At 70.8% G+C, this 20,017-nt stretch carries 14 protein-coding genes and 2 pseudogenes; 7 read left to right on the forward strand and 9 right to left on the reverse strand.

Features of this window, described 5'->3' with window-relative positions:
• Window position 1: 1 nt before the first annotated feature.
• Window positions 2-547: a gluconokinase gene (locus HEP81_RS02600; RefSeq protein WP_078967804.1), complete on the forward strand. Its 546-nt coding sequence runs from the start codon at window positions 2-4 to the stop codon at window positions 545-547.
• A 69-nt stretch (window positions 548-616) separates the two neighbouring features.
• Here HEP81_RS02600 and HEP81_RS02605 read toward each other — a convergent pair whose 3' ends face one another.
• A complete protein-coding gene (locus HEP81_RS02605; protein ID WP_037664165.1) occupies window positions 617-1,114 on the reverse strand; it encodes a hypothetical protein in 498 nt (165 codons plus the stop codon).
• Window positions 1,115-1,946: 832 nt separating this feature from the next.
• Between HEP81_RS02605 and HEP81_RS02610 the strand changes: the two genes are divergently transcribed.
• Window positions 1,947-2,102 (forward strand): hypothetical protein, encoded by a 156-nt coding sequence (locus HEP81_RS02610; RefSeq protein ID WP_167739898.1) that lies wholly within the window; start codon window positions 1,947-1,949, stop codon window positions 2,100-2,102.
• 192 nt (window positions 2,103-2,294) lie between these two features.
• Here HEP81_RS02610 and HEP81_RS02615 read toward each other — a convergent pair whose 3' ends face one another.
• Both HEP81_RS02615 and HEP81_RS02620 read right to left on the reverse strand, forming a co-directional pair.
• The gene (locus HEP81_RS02615; protein WP_051850754.1) at window positions 2,295-3,362 is read right to left on the reverse strand and encodes a bile acid:sodium symporter family protein; all 1,068 of its coding nucleotides are present in this window, start codon (window positions 3,360-3,362) and stop codon (window positions 2,295-2,297) included.
• Between the two features lie 89 nt (window positions 3,363-3,451).
• On the reverse strand, window positions 3,452-4,021 hold the full coding sequence (locus tag HEP81_RS02620; protein ID WP_157854692.1) for a hypothetical protein: 570 nt from the start codon (window positions 4,019-4,021) through the stop codon (window positions 3,452-3,454).
• Between the two features lie 256 nt (window positions 4,022-4,277).
• Between HEP81_RS02620 and HEP81_RS02625 the strand changes: the two genes are divergently transcribed.
• The 5 genes from HEP81_RS02625 to HEP81_RS02645 all read left to right on the forward strand — a co-directional run bounded on the left by HEP81_RS02625 (window position 4,278) and on the right by HEP81_RS02645 (window position 8,810).
• The gene (locus HEP81_RS02625) at window positions 4,278-5,507 is read left to right on the forward strand and encodes an NAD(P)/FAD-dependent oxidoreductase (RefSeq protein ID WP_051850755.1); all 1,230 of its coding nucleotides are present in this window, start codon (window positions 4,278-4,280) and stop codon (window positions 5,505-5,507) included.
• A gap of 136 nt (window positions 5,508-5,643) precedes the next feature.
• Window positions 5,644-7,002, forward strand: coding sequence for a rhodanese-like domain-containing protein (locus HEP81_RS02630; RefSeq protein WP_037664173.1), 1,359 nt, complete (start codon window positions 5,644-5,646; stop codon window positions 7,000-7,002).
• A gap of 91 nt (window positions 7,003-7,093) precedes the next feature.
• Window positions 7,094-7,366, forward strand: coding sequence for a rhodanese-like domain-containing protein (locus tag HEP81_RS02635; RefSeq protein WP_037664175.1), 273 nt, complete (start codon window positions 7,094-7,096; stop codon window positions 7,364-7,366).
• On the forward strand, window positions 7,363-8,112 hold the full coding sequence (locus tag HEP81_RS02640) for a sulfite exporter TauE/SafE family protein (RefSeq protein ID WP_037664177.1): 750 nt from the start codon (window positions 7,363-7,365) through the stop codon (window positions 8,110-8,112). The genes HEP81_RS02635 and HEP81_RS02640 overlap by 4 nt, the downstream gene beginning before the upstream one ends.
• 119 nt (window positions 8,113-8,231) lie before the next feature.
• Entirely contained in the window at window positions 8,232-8,810 is a 579-nt protein-coding gene (locus tag HEP81_RS02645) for a rhodanese-like domain-containing protein (RefSeq protein WP_037664180.1), read from the forward strand.
• 108 nt (window positions 8,811-8,918) lie between these two features.
• Here the strand turns inward: HEP81_RS02645 and HEP81_RS02650 are convergent, their stop codons facing one another.
• The 6 genes and pseudogenes from HEP81_RS02650 to HEP81_RS02670 all read right to left on the reverse strand — a co-directional run bounded on the left by HEP81_RS02650 (window position 8,919) and on the right by HEP81_RS02670 (window position 19,483).
• Complete coding sequence (locus tag HEP81_RS02650) at window positions 8,919-10,751, reverse strand: endo-1,4-beta-xylanase (protein ID WP_274599478.1); 1,833 nt, start codon at window positions 10,749-10,751, stop codon at window positions 8,919-8,921.
• A 13-nt stretch (window positions 10,752-10,764) separates the two neighbouring features.
• Window positions 10,765-11,547: pseudogene (locus HEP81_RS41185) on the reverse strand (cellulose binding domain-containing protein); the annotation flags it as partial.
• A 30-nt stretch (window positions 11,548-11,577) separates the two neighbouring features.
• Window positions 11,578-12,339 (reverse strand): annotated as a pseudogene (locus tag HEP81_RS41190) (GH12 family glycosyl hydrolase domain-containing protein); the annotation flags it as partial.
• Between the two features lie 29 nt (window positions 12,340-12,368).
• The gene (locus HEP81_RS02660; protein WP_078967836.1) at window positions 12,369-15,176 is read right to left on the reverse strand and encodes a glycoside hydrolase family 48 protein; all 2,808 of its coding nucleotides are present in this window, start codon (window positions 15,174-15,176) and stop codon (window positions 12,369-12,371) included.
• 150 nt (window positions 15,177-15,326) lie between these two features.
• A complete protein-coding gene (locus HEP81_RS02665; protein ID WP_190276088.1) occupies window positions 15,327-17,381 on the reverse strand; it encodes a glycoside hydrolase family 6 protein in 2,055 nt (684 codons plus the stop codon).
• Window positions 17,382-17,548: 167 nt separating this feature from the next.
• A complete protein-coding gene (locus tag HEP81_RS02670) occupies window positions 17,549-19,483 on the reverse strand; it encodes a cellulase family glycosylhydrolase (RefSeq protein ID WP_243279268.1) in 1,935 nt (644 codons plus the stop codon).
• Between the last annotated feature and the right edge of the window lie 534 nt (window positions 19,484-20,017).

The raw sequence follows: 20,017 nt of genomic DNA on the forward strand, positions 1-20,017 counted from the left end.
GATGGTCCGTGACCCTGGCCGGCGTCCGCCGTGCGTCGTCGTGATCGGGGTGTCCGGGGTCGGCAAGACCACGGTGGCCCGGCTGCTCGCGCGGCGGCTGGGCGTGCCGTTCGCGGAGGCGGACGACTTCCACTCCCCCGAGAGCGTCGCCAAGATGTCGGCGGGCGTGCCGCTCACGGACGCCGACCGGGGGGCCTGGCTGGAGGCGATCGGCCGCTGGCTGCGCGAGCGCGACCGTGCGGCGACCGGCGGGGTGGTGCCCTGCTCGGCGCTGCGCCGCCGCTACCGGGACGTCCTGCGGGCGGCCTGTCCGGACGCGTTCTTCGTGCATCTGACGGCCCGGCACGAGGAGGTGGGGCGGCGGATGAGCGAGCGTTCCGGCCACTTCATGCCGCGTGCGCTGCTGGAGTCGCAGGAGGCGACGCTGGAACCGCTGGAGGCCGACGAACGGGGCGGCGCCGTGGACGCGGGTCCGGCTCCCGGAGCCGTCGTCGAGTCGGTCCTGGACCTCATGGCCGAGGCGGAGGGCGGCACCAACGGGCCTTGACCGACTGCGGGTCGGGAGTGCGGGCGGACCCGGACGACGGCGGTCGCCCGGATACCGGCCGGCACGGGGTCAGCAGCCGCCGCAGCTGTAGTACAGGGCGTCCCAGTGGGTGCCCTCGTCGGCGTAGACGTTGCCGGAGGCCGCGGTCCACATCGGGTAACCGTCGCCGCGCAGGCCGGAGTAGGTGAAGTTGTTCTTGATGTAGTTGGTGATGCAGGTGTTCTTGCCGTAGTCGAGCTTGTAGCCGTTCCAGTGGGAGTACGTGCCGGAGGCGTGTCCGGTCTCGGTGCCGCCGGTGATGTTCAGGGCGCAGCCGCTGGCGTGCTTGAGGGTCACGGCGCCCTGGGCGGTGGTCAGGTTGAGCTGGTCGAAGGACGTACAGGTCGAGTTGTTGCGGTCGGAGCAGCCACCGGACGAGGACCAGGTGATACCCGCGTCGCGGAACATCTGGGTCGCGGTGGCATTGCTGATCTTGGTGACCGCGAAGGCGTCCGTCGCGGTGCCGATGACGGCGACACCGGGAGCGACGACCAGCGCGAGCGCGGTCAGGGTCGAGCGGACCTTCATGGGGGAGCCTCCTGCGAAAGGCCGGGCAACTTATGGGGTGGCTGTGCAGGTGGTGCGTGGGGATGATGCCAGAGTCCCCCGCGCGTCCGCCAGGGATCGCGGGCATCGTCCGCACCGCCCAGGGCGGTCGTGATCGACCCCCGCCGGGACGTGGACGAGTACGTCGCGGACGCCGAGGCACACGGGTTCACCGTCGAGGCGGTGATCAACACCCACTTCCTCGCCCGGCGCCTGGATCGGCTACGGGCGGCGCGCCGTGACCGAGTACCCCGTCCGCCGGGGAGCTGGGCGCGCGCGATGCTCTACGCCAGCGTCCACCGCAAGCCGCTGGCCCTGCCCGACGAGGTCCGTGTCTTCCCCGCCCACGGCGCCGGCTCCGCCTGCGGCTACTTCTCGTACGGCGCCGGCCTCAACCGCCGCAACAGGGAGCTGTTCCGGGCCGTGGCCGGCGCGCACGCGCCGGCCACGGCCGGCTTCGAGGGTCTGCGCGGCGCCGGTGCGATGGTGCTCGACGCGCGCGACCACACCCCCGGGGACGACATCCTTCTCGTCGCCCCCGAGGGCCGGGCCGAGGAGACCGTCACCCGGCTCGCCCGCATCGGCTTCGACCGGGTCCGGGGCTACGCGGCCGACCGTCGAGACCCTGCGCGCGGAACTCGCCTCCGTCCGGCCCCCGTTGGTGCTGGACATGCGCAACTGCGGGGAGCGCGAGGTCTACGACCTGTTCGGCGGCTACGCCGCCTGGGGATCGGCCGCCTGAGCCACCAGATCGCAGAACAACGACATCGAAGACGCCGAACACGCCGAACACGCCGAACACAAGGAGTCGTCCATGTGCCGCCGCATCACCTGTCCGACCTGCGGCAAAGCCACATACGCGGGCTGCGGGAACCATGTGGAGCAGGTACTCGCGGGCGTGCCGCGCGCCCAGCGCTGCGGGTGCCCGCCCGCGCCCAAGCGCTTCTGGTGGCCCTTCACCCGCCGCTGAGCACCGGTCACGCAGCCCCTGGTGCCACGGCACTCGCCGGCACCCTCGACCTGGAGCACCCCCGTCAGACCGCCCGCCTCCTCCGCGTCCGGCCATGCCCACCCCGCCTGGCGGCCCGACGCCTTCGGCACCTACCGCTTCTGGCGCGACAGCCTCACGGCGTTCTCCGGTCTGCTCGCGGCCCGCGCTGGATCACCGAACGGCACGCCCCTCGCTGACCGTCCGGTACGACGGCACGGCGGCCCCCTTCGCCACGGCGTGCCGGGCCGAGACCTTCTGCGCCAGCCCGTACACCAGGGCGACGAGCAGCGCGTGCGACTGCCCCGGCAGCGCCTGTACGACGACGACCGTGCTCACGCTGACATTGCTCATGCCGCACGCCAGGGTGACCGTGGCACCGGCGCCGGGCGGCAGCCGCAGCGAGCGGGCGGTGAGCGAACCCACGAGGAAGGCCAGTCGGCACACCCCCCACCCCACGGCGGCGCAGAGTGCCGCGACCGTCCAGGGCTCCCGGCGCAGCACCGGAACCGCGGCGGTGGCGTTGACGTACGTCAGCGCGAGCATCGCCGCGATCGCCACCAGCGGCGCCCAGGGAAGCAGGCGCCCGGAGACGGCGGCGGGGACGCATCGCCGGGCGAGCAGGCCGAGCGCGCAGGGCAGGGCGACGGCCCCGGTGAGCAGCGCCCGCGCCTGCCCGGCCGCGCCGTCGACGAGCGCCCGGGTGTGACCCGGCGACGGCAGGACATGCCCCAGCAGGCCCAGTGTCGTGGGCATGGTCAGCGGGCTGAGCAGCGCGGAGAGCAGGACGACGGCCAGCAGGGCGGTGACCTCGCCGTCCCGGCCGATCCAGACCGTCGCGGCGGCGGCCACGGGCGCCGCCGCGATCAACGCCACGGCGCTGGACAGGGCGCCGGCCGGCCCCCGCAGCCCGGCGCCGTACATGACCAGGGCGGTGGCCGGCGCCAGGACGAAGGCGGTGAGCAGATGCGCGGTAAGGCCCGCAAGCACGGCCTTCGGCTGCCGGACGGCGGCCAGGGCGCAGCCCGGCGGCACCTGGAAGGCGGCGGCGAACAGGATGAGGAAGAGCGCGGGGGCCGACGCGTCGAGGCGGAGCCCGAGGAGGCCGAGCGCGGTGCCGCGCAGCCGGTCCCCGGGCCCGGGGACGAGCAGGGCGAGCAGATAGCAGAGGAGGACGGCCGGGGCCAAACGCCGGTGGATGCCACCGGACAGTCGGCCGACGCGTGCGGAGCGAGCAGGCATGAGGAGTTCCTTGGTGTGCCGCAGGAGGTTTCGGGGACGCACGGCGGCCGAGCGGGCACCCCGCACGGGCGCCCGCGGCCGGGGACTCCCTAGACCCTGAGCAGCGGTTCCGGACGGCCGTCGGGCACCCGTCGGGGCGACGGCGGCTCCGGGGCCGGCGGCGGGGCGCTCGCGCGCGCCCCTCGGTGCGTGCCGTTCGAGACCCACGCGTGGGCGCGCGGGGCGGGGGCGGGCTCAGGGGTCACCTCGGTGGTCGCGCCACCGCCGTGGCACCGGGGGCCCGCCGCCTTCAGCGTCCCCACGGCCACGGCCAGGGGCGCAGCCACGCTCCCGGACGCGGCCTCGATCCGGGACACGGCCTCGATCTGCGGCACATCCGCGACCTGGGGCACGTCCGCGATCCGAGGACCGGCCTCAACGCGGGGCCCAGCCACGGCCCGGAGCCCGGCCACGGCCCAGGGGCCGGCCACAGCCCGGGGCGCGGCCGTGGCGAACGGCCGGTGCGGTGCGTCGACGGCGGAGCCGGCCAGGGCCCGCATGCGCGGGCAGCCGCCGAGCGCGGCGGCGAGGACGGCGCAGACGAGCGCGGCGACGAGGAGCCCCACCCAGGCAGGGCGGGCGCTCGTCGGTGGCCCCAGGCGCTCGCCCCGCACACGCACGCCTCGGACGGTACGACGCCCGTACCGGCACCGGGCGTTCGCGCCGCGCGACGCGCTGCCGCGTCCCCTCGCATGGGTCCACGGCAGGCTCGCACAGCCCCGGATTTACCCCAGAGGCAAATACCCGCTGGGGTATTTGACCGTCTCGGCGGGACCGTCATAGCTTCGGTCACGGAAACCCCCCGGGGTATTTGAGGAGACAACCAATTGGGGTGCGCGGCAGGGCCCGCGCACCGGTACAGGAAGGACTCCCACCATGGCCGCGAGCCCGATACCCGACACCGAGACGATCACCGGCCGGCACCGTGTCGCCATCGTCGGCGGCGGCAGCGCGGGAATCAGCGTCGCCGCCCGGCTGCGCCGCGCGGGCGTCACCGACATCACGCTCGTCGAGCCGTCCGACAGCCACTGGTACCAGCCCCTGTGGACCCTGGTCGGCGGCGGTCAGGCGGCCCTGCGCGGCACCCGCCGCGCCGAGGCGTCCGTCATTCCGGACGGGGTGCGCTGGATACGCCGGCACGCCCTCGCCGTCGACCCCGACGCGCGGACGATCACCCTCTCCGGCGGCGCCGAACTCGCCTATGAGCACCTGGTGATGGCCCCCGGGCTGCAACTGGACTGGGACGCCGTGCCGGGTCTCGCCGAGGCGGTGGGACACGACCGGGTGGCCAGCAACTACGCGCCCGAGTACGCCCCGCGCACCTGGGAGCTGATCAAAAACCTGCGCTCCGGCACGGCCGTCTTCACCCACCCTGCCACGCCGCTCAAGTGCGGCGGGGCGCCGCAGAAGATCGCCTACCTGGCCGCCGACCACTGGCGCAGGCGCAAGGTCCTGGACCGCATCCGGATCATCCTCGTGATCCCGGACGCCACCCTGTTCAAGGTGCCCGAGTGGGGCCGCGTCCTGGAACAGGTCGCCGAGCGGTACGGCATCGAGGTGCGGCTGCGCTCGGAGATGACCGCCGTGGACGGCGACCGCCGCGAGATCACCGTCACCGACCATGCGACCGGCCGCGCGGAGACCATCGGATACGACCTGCTGCACGCCGTGCCCCCGCAGAGCGCTCCCGACTGGGTCAAGCGGAGCCCGCTCGCCGATCCCGCCGCCCCGCTCGGCTTCGTCGCCGCCGACCAGCACACGCTGCGAAACCCGCGGTATCCGGAGGTGTTCGCGCTCGGCGACGTGGCCAGCCTGCCGACCTCGAAGACCGGCGCTGCGGTGCGCAAGCAGGCCCCGGTGGTGGCCGCCAACCTGCTCGACGTGATGAACGGCCGGACGCCGTCGCACCGTTACGACGGCTACACCTCCTGTCCGCTGGTGACCGCCCGCGACCGGATGCTGCTCGCCGAGTTCGACTACGACCTGACGCCCCGGCCCAGCTTCCCGCTGATCGACACCTTCAAGGAACGGCGCGACATGTGGGTCTTCAAGCGGTACCTGCTGCCGCAGCTCTACTGGCGCGGCATGCTCACCGGTCGCCTCTGACGGCCCCGACCGGGCCCCCACCAGCGAGAACCGGCCCGGTCCACGGCGTACCCGCACGGGTACGGAATACCCCCCGGGGTACTCGTGCTATGGTCCATATATACCCCGGGGGGTAATCATCGAAGGGAACGATCCCGTGTTCTTCATCGACACCATCGAGCTCCAAGGCCTCGGAAACCGCAGCTACCTCGCCGGTGGCCGGGGGGCCGCCGTGGCGGTGGACCCGCCGCGCGACTTCGACCAGGTGCTGGCGGCGGCGGTGCGACGCGGCGTACGGATCACGCATGTGGTGGAGACCCACATCCACAACGACTACGTCACCGGCGGCCTGGAACTGGCCCGGGTGACGGGCGCCGCCTATCTGGTACCGGCCGGCGCGCGGGTGTCGTTCGCGCGGGTGCCGGTGGCCGACGGCGACACCGTCACCGTGGACGACGCGCTCGAACTGCGGGCGGTCGCCACCCCCGGGCACACCCCGCACCACACCTCCTACGTCCTGCTTGAGCAGGGCCGCCCGGTGGCCGCGTTCACCGGTGGTTCCCTGCTGATCGGCACGGTGGGCCGGCCCGATCTGGTCGAGCCCCGGCTGACCGAGCACCTCGCCCGCGCCCAGCACGCCTCCGCCCACCGGCTGGCCGCCGAGCTGCCGGACGAGACATCCGTACTGCCCACGCACGGCTTCGGCAGCTTCTGCTCCTCCGCGCAGGCCGAGGGCGACACCACCACCATCGGCAAGGAGAAGTCGGCCAACGCCGCGCTCACCACGGACGTCGACTCCTTCGTCGCCCGGCTGCTCGGCGAGCTCGACGACATCCCCGCCTACTACACCCACATGGGACCGGCCAACGCGGCGGGCCCCGAGCCGCTGGACCTCACCGCGCCGGCCGTCGCCGACGCCCGTGAGATCGCGGCCCGGCTCGCGGCCGGCGAGTGGGTCGTGGACCTGCGCAACCGGGTCGCGTTCGCCGAGGGCCATGTCGCCGGATCCTTCAACTTCGAGGCCGAGGGCAAGATCGTCACGTATCTGGCGTGGCTGATCCCGTGGGGCAAGCCGGTCACCCTGCTCGCCGAATCCCCCGAGCAACTGGCCGCGGCCCAGCGCGAATTGGTCCGGGTCGGTATCGACCGGCCGGCCGCCGCGGCCACCGGCTCGCCGAAGGAGTGGGTGCCCGAGGGCGAGGACCTCGTCTCCTTCCCCCGCTCCACCTTCGCCGGACTGGCCGAGCGCGGCACGGACGGCGTCGTCGTCCTGGACGTGCGCCGCGACTCCGAGCGCGCCGCCGGGCACATCGAGAACTCCATCCACATCCCGATCCACCAGCTGCCCAGGCGGCTCGGTGAGGTACCGGCGGGCACCGTCTGGGTGCACTGCGCCGGTGGCATGCGGGCCGGCATCGCCGCCTCCCTGCTGCACGCGTCCGGCCGGGAGGTGGTGGCCGTGGACGACGGTTTCGACGCCGCCGCGACCGCCGGACTGACCGTGGTCACCGGGTGACCGACGCCCCTACCCGTTCCACGCCACCCGTTTCGCTCCCTCCACTTCCTTCCGCCCGTTTCGTTCCATCCGTTTTCCGAGAGGTTGAGTGATGTCCCCCCTCCCCCGTGACGAGGACCGCGTCAGCGTCGCCGAGGCCGTACGGCACACCCGGTGCACCGACGCCCCGGCCGTGCTGCTGGATGTGCGCGAGCGGCACGAGTGGGACGCCGGGCACGCGCTGCTGTCCGGCCTGGTGACGGGGGCCGCGCTGCTGACCGGACGCGGTGCGCGGGCGGTGGACGTCGAGGGCGGCACGCGGGCCTGGGCCGTCGCCGGACACCCGGTCGTCGACGTGCGCGGGAACAGCGGTTCCATAGCATGACCGCCCTGATACTCGCGCTCGTCGCCGGCGCCGTCATCGGCCTGGCCCTGGGCGGTCTCGGCGGGGGCGGCAGTGTCCTCGCCGTACCCGCCCTGATCTACCTCCTCGGTTTCACCACGGCCGAGGCGACGACGGCCAGTCTGGTCATCGTCACCCTCACCTCGGTCACCGCGCTGACCGGGCACGCCCGGGACGGAAATGTCGCCTGGCGCACCGGGCTGCTGTTCGCCGCGGCCGGCATCGTGCCCGCGATGGCCGCCGGAGCCGCCGCAGGCCATCTGCCCCAGCCCCTGCTGACCATCGCCTTCTCGGTCATCGCGGCACTCGCCGCGCTGCGCATGCTGCGCCCCGCCCGTACCGCCCCCGACTCCGGCGCCCGGATCGATCCGGGCAAGGCCGGTGCGGTGGGGGCCGGTCTCGGTGCCGTGACCGGGTTCCTGGGCGTGGGCGGCGGCTTCCTCGCCGTACCGGCGCTGGTGGGTGTGCTCCGGCTGCCCATGCGCCGGGCGGTCGGCACCAGCCTGCTGGTCATCACGATCAACTCGCTGGCCGCGCTCGGCGCCCGCGCCGGCACCGGGACGCACCTGGACTGGGCGGTCGTCGCGCCGTTCACCGCGGCCGCCATGCTCGGCGCCTGGGACGGCAAGCGCCTGGCCAGGAAGGTCCGGGGCGGGACGCTGCAACGTGTCTTCGCCTGGGTGCTGCTCGCCGTCGCGGTCTTCATGTTCGCCGACGTACTCGTGTGACATCGCCGTCACAGAGCGCTGGCACAGTGGGGAACGCCGGGCGTCCCCGCACCCTCCCCACCCCCATGGGTCACTCCCCGCTCCGGGACGCCCTCGACAACACAAGGACGACACCTGCCATGACGACCCTCACCACCCTCGCTCCCCACCAGGCCAAGGAGCGTCTGCACGAGCTCACCGTGATCGATGTCCGCACCCCGGGCGAGTACGCCGGCGGTCACATACCCGGCGCCCTGAACATCCCGCTGGACCAGCTCGACCGCGCGCTGCCCGAGATCCGCGGCGCCGCCGAGCGCGGCGAGGTCCTCGTGGTGTGCGCCTCGGGCGCCCGTTCCGAGAACGCCTGCCGGAAGCTCGCCGAGCAGGGCGTCCACACGGCGACCCTCGCGGGCGGCACCGGTGCCTGGGCCGCGCAGGGGCAGGAGCTGGACCGCCCGGTGGCCTGTGACGTCAAGGCGGTCTGGAGCATGGACCGGCAGGTCCGGCTCACCGCGGGCTCCCTCGTCCTGCTCGGTCTGGCCCTGGGCGAGGTCGTCCACCCGGCCTTCCGGCTGCTGTCCGCCGGTGTGGCGGGCGGCCTGGTCTTCTCCGCCGTGAGCAACACCTGCGGCATGGCCGCCCTGCTCGCCAAGCTGCCCCACAACCGGCCCGCCACTGCCGACCTGGACGCCACGCTCGCGCGCCTGCGCGGCCTGTGACCACAGGATTCATGACCCAACGGGCCGCCCTGGTACGACGTTCGCCCAGTACGCCACCGCCCGGTGCGGGCATCGGCGTACTGGGCGAAGCCTTCGGGTGTTCCCGGCTTACGGTTCGACGCCGCCGGCGAGGGTGCCGCCGACGTACGCGGTCACCTTCGTCGCATCGGCGTACGCGGTGTTGGTCGCGTAGCTGTAGTCGTCGCTCTCACTGAAGTTGGACCAGTCCGTCTTGCTCACCCGGCTCTGGATGTCACCGGTGTTCGCGCCAGCCGCGAGGGAGCCCGCGCCGGAGGTGAACCCGATCTCCAGGTAGTGGTCCGCGCCGGACTTCGGCGAGGACAGGGCGACGACCTTCTGTGTCACGTTCGCACAGCCGACGGCCGCGTAGTCGCACCACGCGCCGAAGGTGGAAGCGCCGCCGTCACCGGTGAAGTAGTAGCGGATCGTCACCTTCGACAGATCCACCGCGGAACTCCCGGTGTTGACGAGGCGCAGCCCCGGCTTGATGGCGTTGTCCGTCGGCGCGCTGTCGTTGTTCTTGTACTGCACCTTGACCGCGCCGATGCCCGGGGTGCCACCGCCGCCACCGGACGCGGAGGTCGTCGCCGTCACCGCGCTGGACGCCGCCGACACATTGCCCGCCGCGTCCTTCGCCTTCACGGTGTACGAGTACGCCGTGGAAGCGGACAGGCCGCTGTCCGTATACGACGTCGACGTGGTGCTGCCCACCTTCGTGGACCCCCGGTACACGTCGTACCCGGTCACCCCCACGTTGTCCGTCGAGGCGGTCCACTTCAGCGACACGCTCGAACTGGTCGTCGCGGACACCGCGAGACCCGTCGGCGCGGTGGGCGCGGTCGTGTCCGTACCGCCGCCACCCCCACCGCCGAGGGCGGTCTGAACCGCCGTGTACGCCGGTTTGGTCCGGAGGTTCTCGTCATAGAGGTCGGCGGCACCCTGTCCCGAGAAGGTGCTCGGCACCCAGGAGTACTTGTCGTCGAAGTCCCACACCGTGATCCCGACGCAGCGGGTGACCGCGAGACAGGCGCTGGTGACCTGACGGTAGTAGTCGGCCTGGGTCGCCAGCTTGGTGCTGTCCGAGGGCATCTCCATGCGCACGTCCAGCTCCGTGAACGCGACGTCGAGCCCGAGGTCGGCGAAGCGCTGGAGGTTCTGCTGCATGTTCGAGGGGAACGAGTACTGGATCGCCAGGTGTCCTTGGAAGCCGATGCCGTCCAGCGGCACGCCCGCCTTCTTCAGGTCACTGGCCAGCTGGTACATGGCGTCGGCCTTGGCGCCGGTGCCGTCGATGTTGTAGTCGTTGATGTACAGCTTGGCGCCGGGGTCGGCGGCGTGCGCGGTGCGCAGCGCGTCCGCGATGTAGTCCTTGCCCATCGCGTTGTAGAAGGCGTCGGTCCGGTAGGTGCCGTCGTCGTTGAACGGCTCGTTGACCACGTCCCAGGAGTAGACCTCGCCCTTGTAGTGGGCGGCCTCCTTGGTGATGTGGTTCTCCATGGCGGCCTGGACCTGTCCGGCAGGCAGGTTGCTCACCCAGCTCGGCAACTGGCTGTGCCAGACCAGGTTGTGACCGCGCACCTGCTGGTTGTGGGCCTGCGCGAACTGGACGATCGCGTCGCCGCCGCTGAAGTTGAACTGGCCCTGCGAGGGCTCCGTGGTGTCCCACTTCATCGAGTTTCCGGGCGTGATCGAGCCGAACTCGCTGCCCAGGACCGCGGTGTAGGCCGAGTCGTCGAGCTCCGAGTTGTCGGTGGCGGAGCCGAAGTACCGGCCGCTCGCCTGGGCCAGCTGCCCCAGCGTGCCGCCCTGGGCGACGGCCGGGGCGGTCCCGGCGGCGAGCAGACCGCATCCGGCGGTCACCAGCGTGGCCAGCGCGACCGCGAGCCCCCCGCCGCGCAAGGGGTGCAGAAGAGATCTCACCACTGTCTCCTTGTCAGTTGGGTTCGGTGCCGCCCGCGAGGGTGCCGCCGACGTACACGGTCACCTTCGACGCGTCGGCATAGGCGGTGTTCGTCGCGTAGCTGTAGTCGTCGCTCTCGCTGAAGTTGGACCAGTCGCCCTTGTTGATCCGGCTCTGGATGTCCCCCGTGTTCGCACCAGCCGCGAGCGAGCCCGCGCCGGAGGCGAACCCGATCTCCACGTAGTGGTCCGCGCCGGACTTCGGCGACGACAGGGCGACCACCTTCTGCGTGAGGTTCGAGCAGCCGACGGCCGCGTAGTCGCACGACGCGGTGAAGGTGGAGGAACCGCCGTCACCGGTGAAGTAGTAGCGGATCGTCACCTTCGACAGATCCACCGCGGAACTCCCCGTGTTCACCACCCGCAGACCCGGCTTGATCTGGTTGTCGGTCGGCGAGCTGTCGTTGTTCTTGTACTGCACCTTGACCGCGCCGGTGCCCGGGCTGCCACCGCCACCACCGGACGCGGCCGTGGTCGCCGTCACCGCACCCGACGCCGCCGACACATTGCCCGCCGCGTCCTTCGCCTTCACCGTGTACGAGTACGCCGTGGACGCGGACAGGCCGCTGTCCGTGTACGAGGTGGACGTGGTGCTGCCCACCTTCGTGGACCCCCGGTACACGTCGTACCCGGTCACCCCCACGTTGTCCGTCGACGCCGACCACTTCAGCGACACACTCGAAGCCGTCGTCCCCGACACCGCAAGACCCGTCGGCACGGTGGGCGCGGTCGTATCCGTCGTACCGCCACCGCCACCGGAGCCCTTGGTCGCGTTGAAGGAGAAGCTGTTGCTGGCCAGGCCCTGGCCACCCTGCCAGATCTCGAAGCCGGCCTCGGCGTCGATCAGGTAGTGCGCGGAGTTGATGGAGCCGCGCGAGACCGCGTCGTCGATCAGGGCCTTGACGTCGAGGTTGCTGAACGAGGTGCCGCCGCCCTGGAGGACATAGGAGATGATCTTCCAGGAGGTCTGCTGCCCGGTCCACACGTCCCAGCCGTGCCCGGCGACGTTCGCGGTGGCGGTCTGGCTGCCGAACGGCTGGACGCCCCCCTTGTGGTTGAGCCAGATCATCACCTCCGTGCCGTCGGGCTGGTCGTCCGTGGTCGGCGTCGAGTTGAACCAGAGGTCGTAGGCGACGTCATAGGCGCCCGACGCCGGCTGCGTGGTCGACCAGGAGGAGGTCGCGCTGCCCAACTGGCTCACCTGGATGGGCAGTCCGCTGCCCGTGGTGCAGGCACCCCAGTGGCAGCCCTTGTAGACCGAGGGGTAGGTGGCCGGGGCGCCGTTGGTGGCCGTGTTGAAGTTCGCCTGGGTGACGGACCACGCGCCCGAGCTGTTGTCGACGCTCACGCACTGCGTGTCCGACGAGTTCCATTCGTTCTGCTGATAGGTGTACTCCCCGCCTTGGAGAGAGGTGGTCCCGTACTGGGTGCAGTCCGTCGTCGTACTGGCGGACGCCGGCTGGGTGACGACCATGAGCGCACCGAGCAGCAGGGCGGCCACGGTGGCCGCCCACGCGGCCATGCGCAGCCGTCTCCACGATGACAGCATGTGTGAGGTCTCCTTCGTTCCTCGGCGGATCAGGGCTCGGTGCCCCAGGCGAGGGTGCCGCCTACGTACGCGGTCACCTTGCTGGCGTCGGTGTAGGCCGTGTTGGTGCCGTAGCTGTAGTCGTCGCTCTCGCTGAAGTTCGACCAGTCGCCCTTGCTGAGCCGGCACTGGATGTCACCGGAGTTCGCGCCCGCCGCGAGCGAGCCCGCGCCGGCGGTGAACCCGACCTCCAGATAGTGGTCGGCGCCCGACTTCGGCGAGGACACGGCGACCACCTTCTGCGTGATGTTCGAGGCGCCGACCGCCGCGTAGTCGCACCAGGTGCCGTAGGTGCTCGCACCGCCGTCGCCGGTGAACCAGTACCGCAGGGTGACCGTCGACAGGGCCAGTGCGGCGCTCCCGGTGTTGACCACACGCAGGCCGGGCTTGATCGCGTTGTCCGTCGCCGCGCTGTCGTTGTTCTTGTACTGCACCTTGACCGCGCCGGTGGTGCCGCCGCCGGAGCCGGCCTTGGTGGTGGCGGTGACCGCGCCGGAGGCCGCCGAGACATTGCCGGCCGCGTCCCTCGCCTTGACCGTGTAGCTGTACGCCGTCGACGCCTTGAGGCCCGAGTCGGTGAAGGAGGTGGTGGCCGCGCTGCCCGCCAGGGTGCCGCCCCGGTAGACGTCGTACCCGGCCACGCCCACGTCGTCGGTCGACGCGGTCCAGGTCAGCGAGACGCTGGTGTCCGTGGTCGCCGACACCGCGAGGTTCGTCGGCACGGTCGGCGGTGTGGTGTCACCGGTGCCGCCGCCGGAGCCGGCGCCGACGATCAGCTCGGCGTAGACAGCGTAGGCCATGGCGATGTCGGCCTGCGCCCAGAAGCGGTGGTAGCTGAAGGTGGGCGCGGAGCCGCCGTTCAGATACGCCTGGACCTTGGGCCAGTCCGGGTCCTGCTTGTACCAGGAGCGGATGGAGATGAAGGTCGAACTGGAGTTGATCACATCGCCGTTGGGCATCTTGCCCGTCCAGCCGGACGGCACGTACACCGGGTCGGCGAACCGGCTGTAGTCGGTGCGGGTCTCCGGGGTGGTGATGCCCTTCGGGTCGGCGAGGCTCGTCAAGGCGTCCAGCAGCTTCTTGGCGAGGGCGGCGGAGGCGGTGTCGCCGGACTTGGCGGCGTAGTAGATGAGCGTCTTGATGTAGGCGGCGGCCACCCCGGTGTCGCTGCTGTAGTCCACGACCGACACGTGCAGGCCGGTGTTGGCGGCCGGGCTGCTCGGGTTCCACGTGTTGGGCTGTCCGGTCCAGTTCAGCGTGCTCGGGATCCGGAAGGCGGTGGCCGAGACGGTGGTCTTGGACGAGGCCCAGGTCACCCACTTGTCCAGGATCGTCTTGGCGGAGGCGTTCCCGGTCACGTAGTAGTACTCGGCGACCCGCTCCATCGACCAGCACTGGAAGCCGAACCAGTTGTTGCTCGGCGGGTCGTGGTAGACGGGCTCCCAGTCGTAGGCCATGCCGTAGAACGTCGGGGTGCCGGCCGGCGGGGTGCCGTACTGTCCGTCCCAGCTGTTGGTCGCGCCGCCCGCGATGGCGCCCTCGGCGGACTGCAGCCACTGGTAGAACTCCAGCTGCCGCTGGAGGCTCGTGGTCCAGTCGCTCTTCGCGGTCGGCGACTTCGGGGTGAGGCTGGGCACGTTGGCCAGCGCCCAGGCGGCCAGCGGGTTCTGGTAGCCCTGCTGTGCGGTGCCGTCCCCGATCCGCCAGGCCCAGCCACCACCGTTCTCCGCGCCGCCCCAGGCGTAGTACCAGGCCAGCAGGTAGTGCTCGGAGTCCCGGCCGGTGCCGGCGGCGCAGCTCTTCGGGTCGGTGCAGTTGCCGATCTTCTTGAAGTACTTGTCGAACAGGGAGTAGCGCAGGTAGTCGCCCATCTTGGCGGCCTTCGCCACCGAGGCGGAGACCGCGGAGGCGTTGCCCTGGGCGGAGGCCCACCGGTACGCCCAGTACGCCGCCTGCACCGCGCGGGCGTCGGCGTCGGGGGCGTTGGTGTACTTCCACTGCTGCGAGTAGCTGCTGTCCTTGACGAACAGGTCGAGGTAGCCGTTGGGACCGCCGTACTTGAACAGGTCGGTCGTCGGCTGCGGGATCGTCTCCCACACCGACTCCTGGGCGCCGCGCTGGTAGCTGTTGATGTACGACGGCCCGGACGCGGTGGGCCCGTTCTCGGCACCGGTGCCGGGCGTGTTGCCGTAGCCGTAGATGTTGTCCACGTCCATCAGCCAGTGCATCCCGTAGATGTCCGGGGTGCCGTAGGCCGAGTTCAGCTCGCTCGCGATCGGGTCCTGCCCGGAGGAGACCGAACTGTCCAGCGCGGAGGGGTACTTGTTGACCTCGGGCCACTCGGGGATGTAGGTCGCCGGGCTGCTCGCGTTGTAGGAGCTGTTGCTCGGCTGGTCGGTGTGGGTGGGGATGATGTACTTCTCGGCCGTGGCCCACGCGTTGTTGAACGGCGTCCAGTTGCCGGTCACCCGGCCGTAGGTGGCCTCCAGCCAGAACCAGTAGCTGAAGGCCTCCGAGGTGGTCTGGTGGCCGTGGTCGGGGGCCTCGACGATCAGCGTCTCCACGCAGTGGTAGGGGATGCCCTCGTCGCTGAAGTAGCCGTTCGCCGAATCCTTGATCTTGTTGTACTGGGTCAGGAAGGCCGTGGTGTACGGGTCGTCAGCGGTCGCCGCGGGGGACGTCGCGGGCTTCTTGGCCGTGGGTGCCGCGCTGGCGAGCGTGGGCGTCACGGCCGCCGCGAACAGGGCTCCACCGACCGCGGCGGCGAAGCGTCTGCGGGAAAAACCGGGGGCGGACATGGCTTCTCCTGGGGGGAAATGGGGGGAACGGGGAGGGGATCCGGAGCATGGCGCCACCCCTGACGGGCGCCATGCTCCGGAGACCCGGCCGCTGCCCGGAGCGGGGCGGGCGGGGCGGGGCGGCCGGGCTGCTGCGGGAAGAGCCTCGGCTTACGGCTCGACGCCACCCGCGAGGGTGCCGCCCACGTACACGGTCACCTTGGAGACATCGGCGTACGCGGTGTTGGTCGCGTAGCTGTAGTCGTCGCTCTCGCTGAAGTTGGACCAGTCGCCCTTGTTGATCCGGCTCTGGATGTCCCCCGTGTTCGCACCAGCCGCGAGCGAGCCCGCGCCGGAGGCGAAGCTGATCTCCAGGTAGTGGTCCGCGCCGGACTTCGGCGACGACAGGGCGACCACCTTCTGCGTGACGTTGGAGCAGCCGACGGCCGCGTAGTCGCACGACGCGGTGAAGGTGGAGGAACCGCCGTCACCGGTGAAGTAGTAGCGGATCGTCACCTTCGACAGATCCACCGCGGAACTCCCCGTGTTCACCACCCGCAGACCCGGCTTGATCTGGTTGTCGGTCGGCGAGCTGTCGTTGTTCTTGTACTGCACCTTGACCGCGCCGGTGCCCGGGCTGCCACCACCACCGGACGCGGCCGTGGTCGCCGTCACCGCACCCGACGCCGCCGACACATTGCCCGCCGCGTCCTTCGCCTTCACCGTGTACGAGTACGCCGTCGACGCGGACAGGCCGCTGTCCGTGTACGAGGTGGACGTGGTGCTGCCGACCTTGGTCGAGCCCCGGTACACGTCGTACCCGGTCACCCCCACGTTGTCCGTCGAGGCGGTCCACTTCAGCGACACGCTCGAACTGGTCGTCGCGGACACCGCGAGACCCGTCGGCGCGGTGGGCGCGGTCGTGTCCGTACCGCCGCCACCACCGCCGGAGACGGGCGGGTAGGCGTTCTTGAGCAGCTGCTGGAACTGGGCGGAGAACCAGTGACCGGCCAGCGGGGCGTTCGGCATGGCACCGGTCGGGTTGTTGCCGTTGCGCGCGTTGCCCGTGTAGGTCGGGTCGCACATCTGGTCGAAGCCCTTGCCCTCGCTGTTGTCGACGGGCTGGCTGGCGCCGTCCGACTCACCCGGGGGCTTGACCCACACATAGGCGTCGATCCCGGAGGCCGGGGCCGCGGTCGGCCGCTCGCCGAGACCGGCACCGCTCTGGTTGCACCAGTTGCCCGCGTGGATACGGCGGTCGATCCGACCTCCGTTGACGTAGTCGTCCACGGAGGTCGTCGGGCCGGGGCCGGTCGGCCGGGCGGAGCCGCCCCAGCCGTTGCGGGAGGTGTCGATCAGCATGCCGATGCCGGAGTTGAAGCCCTTCGACACCAGCGTGGTGCGCAGCCCCTGGGCGTAGGACTGCTCGTCGACGTACTGGTTCCAGTCCACCCACTTCGACTGGCGCACCGTCGTACCGTTGACGGAGTCGGTCACCTTGAAGTTGGGCTCCACGGTCGCCGAGTAGTTGGCCGTGTTGACGATGAAGCCCTGCACGTCGTCGACCGTGGCACCGGCGGTGTTGGCGGCCTTGTAGAACTCGTCGGCGGACGGGCCGAGGTTGGTGTCCCAGCCCAGCCAGCCGTGGTGGCCTGCGTCGATGTAGTTGTACACGTTGGGTATCGCGCCCAGGTGGTTCAGCGCGTAGCCGACGCCGGTCTCGTAGTTGCCGTTCGACTTCATCGTCTCGCACTGCGACGTCGAGCCGGCGGTGCCGCCCGCGTTGGTCACCAGGTTCGGCAGCGAGTCGGGCTCGACGATGTTGACGATCCGCAGATTGGCGTAGGCCGGGTCGGCGAGGATCTTGGCGATCGGGTCGATGTAGTCGGTCTCGTACCGGCCGATGTCGGTCGGGCCCAGCTCGCCGTTGGAGGCGAGCGCGGAGCAGTCACGGCCCGGCAGGTCGTAGATGACCAGGGTGATCAGGTTGGCGCCCTGGGACACGGCCTTGTCGAGGTGGGCCTTCAGACCCATCTTGCCGCCGGCGCCCTGGATGGTCGAGATGCTGTCCAGCCACACGGCGGTCGGCGTGTTGGCGACCGCGCTGCCGCCGGGCTCGGCGGCGGCGTTCGCGGACCACTCGGGGTTCACGTAGGCCGTCGCGCCCGCATAGGGGTTGTCGACCCGGGCGGTGGCGGCCGAGGCGGTCGGCGCGCTGAGCGTCATGGCCAGCGCGGAGCCCAGCGCGAGCGCGGAGAGCACCGCGAAACCGCGGGTGAGCCTTGACCTCGGGGGAGGGAGAGACTTCTTCACCAAGGGTTCCTTCCATGGGGTGTTGTGGCACGCGGTGCGGCCGTACGGCACACGACGCGCCGCTCGGGGGGAGGGAGGACTCAGGGTTCGATGCCGTTCGCGAGGATGCCGTCGACATAGACGGTCACCTTCGAGGCGTCCGCATAGGCGGTGTTGGTCGCGTAGCTGTAGTCGTCGCTCTCGCTGAAGTTGGACCAGTCGCCCTTGTTGATCCGGCTCTGGATGTCCCCCGTGTTCGCACCAGCCGCGAGCGAGCCCGCGCCGGAGGCGAAGCTGATCTCCAGGTAGTGGTCCGCGCCGGACTTCGGCGACGACAGGGCGACCACCTTCTGCGTGAGGTTCGAGCAGCCGACGGCCGCGTAGTCGCACGACGCGGTGAAGGTGGAGGAGCCGCCGTCACCGGTGAAGTAGTAGCGGATCGTCACCTTCGACAGATCCACCGCGGAACTCCCCGTGTTCACCACCCGCAGACCCGGCTTGATCTGGTTGTCGGTCGGCGAGCTGTCGTTGTTCTTGTACTGCACCTTGACCGCGCCGGTGCCCGGGTTGCCACCGCCACCACCGGACGCGGCCGTGGTCGCCGTCACCGCACCCGACGCCGCCGACACATTGCCCGCCGCGTCCTTCGCCTTCACCGTGTACGAGTACGCCGTCGACGCCGTCAGGCCGCTGTCCGTATACGACGTCGACGTGGTGCTGCCCACCTTGGTCGAGCCCCGGTACACGTCGTACCCGGTCACCCCCACGTTGTCCGTCGACGCCGACCACTTCAGCGACACACTCGAAGCCGTCGTCCCCGACACCGCAAGACCCGTCGGCGCGGTGGGCGCGGTCGTGTCCGTCGTACCGCCACCGCCACCACCGGGACCGAATCCGGGGGCCTTGACGGATGCCAGGTAGCCGTCCTTGGCGGTGTCGACGGTCTGCCAGTCGTCCTTGAGGATGCCGCCGGTGTCACCGGAGTCGGGGTTCCAGCACCAGAAGGTCCACTGGAAGCTGTCGCCGCCGTACTGCGCGGTCGGGCGGAGGTAGGCGACCAGGGCCTTCAGCCAGGTCTGGTCGGTGGTCGACTGGAGTGTCGTACCGAACTCGCCGACCCAGACGGGGGCGATGTTGTTCTTGAAGAGGTAGCCCCAGTGCTTGTCCCAGATGCCGGGCATGTTGCCCGGGAAGGACGGGTCGCTGAACCAGGGCTGGTTGGAGACGCTGGTGGCGTAGTCGTGGGCCGAGTAGACCACGCGGCCCGCGACATCGAGCTGGACCGGGTAGGTGCCGGCGCCCTCCAGATTGCCGCCCCACCAGGTGGAGTCGCCGTTGTAGGTCTGGACGCCCTCCACGAAGATCAGCATGTCGGGGTTGACCGACAGCACCGCGTTGCCGCCGCGCTGGGCCGCGAGCCGCCAGTCGACGGTCGTGTCGCCACAGCCCCAACAGGCCGGATCGTGCGGCTCGTTGTGCAGATCGATACCGACGACCGTGGGGTTGTTCGCGTAACGGCTCGCCATGGACTTGAGGTTGGCGAGCCAGGTCGACTCCGGGACGCTGCTCGTGTACCACAGGGCGCTCTGGCCGCTGGAGTCTGGCCGGTGCCGGTCGAGGATGACCTTCAGGCCGATCTGCCCCGAGTAGTCCACGATCTTGTCCAGGACCTGAAGGGAGTTGAGCCCCTGGAGGTCGGCGTTCTTGCCGCTGGAGAAGTCGATACTGGACGGCATCGTGCCGGACTTGAAGATGTCGTCGGAATACGGAATGCGCAGCGTGTTGTATCCGGTCGCGGCGATCTGGTCGAGCATGTTCTTGTAATCCCGGGACCACAGACCGTGGACCACGTGGTTGTCGGTCTCGAACCCGAACCAGTTGATCCCGGCGATGCGCACCGAGTTGCCGTTCGCGTCCAGGATCTGACGGCCGCTGGTGTGCCAGTAGCCCGCTCCCGCCGTACCCGCCGCCCGCGCGGGCGCCGTACCGGTCACAGCGACCAGCAGGGCGAGCAGGATCGCGGCCACGACGCCCATGGCCGTCCACCGCCGAGACGGTCCCAAGTCCGCAGGTCTCATAGCAGCCAACTCCTCTTGTATGGCGTGCCCCGTGCTGACTGACATCGCTGCCGCACCGTGGCCCCTGCCGGGCGGCGGTGCGGTTCGAACGCGGTTCACATGCGATTCGTATGCGGTGCGTACGCGGTGGTGCCGTGCCCGGGAGCGTCGCCGCCCGGGCCATCACCAACTCCGGGTTGATTCAAGGGCGTTGAGTGTGGGAGCGCTCCCAGCAAGTGAGGAAAGTAACAACTCGAAACAGCGCTGTGAAGGGGCCAGGCGAAACCTGAGCGCAATGGCGCGTTCACGCGCCCCCTCGGCGCGGGGGCCGGCGCGCTCGACGGCGGTGGGGCGGCACCGACCGGGACCGCCGTGAACTCGCCGCATCCGGCGACGACGCGCGAGGGGGGCTACGGCTACCGCCGGGTAGCGGCGAGGGGCCATCGGGGGCCGGTCGGCGCACGGGACCGAAAGCAAGGCGGAGAAACAGCCATTCGGCAATTGCGGGGACGG

It is taken from the genome of Streptomyces griseofuscus, assembly GCF_014673495.1.
GTDB classification, from domain to species: Bacteria; Actinomycetota; Actinomycetes; order Streptomycetales; family Streptomycetaceae; genus Streptomyces; species Streptomyces murinus.